At 46.6% G+C, this 1701-nt stretch carries 1 protein-coding gene and 1 pseudogene; both read left to right on the forward strand.

The genetic code is table 11. The features are described 5' to 3' along the window. Nucleotides 1-532 precede the first annotated feature (532 nt). Nucleotides 533-997 carry a hypothetical protein gene (locus tag J07HQW2_RS18760; protein ID WP_021055903.1) on the forward strand — a complete coding sequence of 155 codons (465 nt, stop codon included), beginning with the start codon at nt 533-535 and terminating at the stop codon, nt 995-997. Nucleotides 998-1489: 492 nt separating this feature from the next. Beyond that, nucleotides 1490-1701: pseudogene (locus J07HQW2_RS18765) on the forward strand (type II secretion protein); the annotation flags it as partial.

The raw sequence follows: 1701 nt of genomic DNA on the forward strand, positions 1-1701 counted from the left end.
ACTCACGGTATTACATTCTCACTCATCCGTGAACAGTCACGCACGGTAATCGTCATCACGCATAGGTAGTTTTTCGATATACTGGCTATGTGAGCATATATACCACTGAACTCACACAATTCACAACGAGTATTCTGAATGATCTGAAATTGGAATAAGACTACTATGTTGATCACACCTGCTCGAGGGAGGTGATGAATTCTATGCTTGCGCACACGCGGGTACAAAAAAATCGACCTCTGATGTACCTAATGCTCAAGTAACATCCCATCACTACGCAGTCTATGTCGATTCCAGCCACTTCTCTCGACGCACACCTCAGACGAGTCCTGCCATCGTCGATGTATGAATATTTGTCATCTGCTATTTCAATATCGACAACTGAGATGGGTTCACTGTCCGATATCTCAACATCGAGTTTAAACATTTAGTGTCACTGTATCGTTACAGCTAAGACGCCAACCGGAACTGGGGTCCCTGACTGACGTGAACTCGTTGTTGATGCAATGACTGCCCGGGAAATGGTCACTTGATGTCCACTCCTGCCTGTCGGGGGACTATCATCAATGCGCTTGTCGATACTGATGTAATGATTACTCGAACAATTGCCAATGGACGTGAGCAAACATACGCAGATGATGCAGCAGAAACTGGCTTCGATTCGCTTGTTGAAATGACACTTGAAACAGCACTCAATACGTTTGTCGCTTCGACACTTTCACAATCACAGCCTGAACGCTCTCTGCCGTCAGGTGCAACACTACTTGACGTTACCGACTTCTCGACTGACGCAACAGCCCATACATACGCTGCTGACATATATGTAAATAGCAACAATGAGAGAGAACAGCATTATTATTTTGAGCCAGCATTTCACGATCTCAATTCAGATGCCATTGATACACTAGCGGTGGCGTATGAATGCCTTGCAACCGGGTCAATCGATTATGGCAGTTCCCGGGCACCAGGTCGTGCCGTTGTGTTGCCACTGATTTAGATCCTGTTGAGACACTTACTGCGATTCTCACACGTCATACCCAAGGAGTTGGTGTAATTGAACATCTCTTTGTAGATGATCACATTTTAGATGTGATTGCTTTATTATCTGTAACTGAAACACCACTTCGAACTATCCGTGGTGGCGAGCGAATGGGACAAATATTCGCATACGACCATCCGGTGCAGCAACACTTGCCTCACGATTTCGACTCGAAAGTGGTCATGCATTCTCTCGAAGTACACCCACATTTGATGCGACTGTCACCGCCGAGACAGGTCGTCACATTCGTATTGCAGGTATTACAGCGCCAGCAATGATGGACTTGGAGTTGCATTTCGTGCCCGTGATACAACCCCCCTGGACACTCACTCGACTCCTTACTGTCGGGTCACTTATTCCTGCTGCAGTCGCATTTTTTCTGTAGTTGTAATTGCTTGTGGAGCAGTAACAATCGTTGCAGGAACCTGTGGTGCTGGTAAAACAACACTATTGAGTGCCCTTCTCCGAGAACTCTCATATACAACCCGTCTTGTTAGCGTTGAGGATACACCTGAGCTTCCTGCTGAAGCATTACGTGATCATGGTCGAGACACACGATCACTATACACCGATATGGACACAACTGAAATTACAGCAGCGTCATTTACCCCGGCGGCTGCAATTCGGACAGCACTTCGACTCGGGAATAGAGCACTTGCAGT

It is taken from the genome of Haloquadratum walsbyi J07HQW2 (assembly GCF_000415985.1).
Taxonomy (GTDB): Archaea; Halobacteriota; Halobacteria; order Halobacteriales; family Haloferacaceae; genus Haloquadratum; species Haloquadratum walsbyi_B.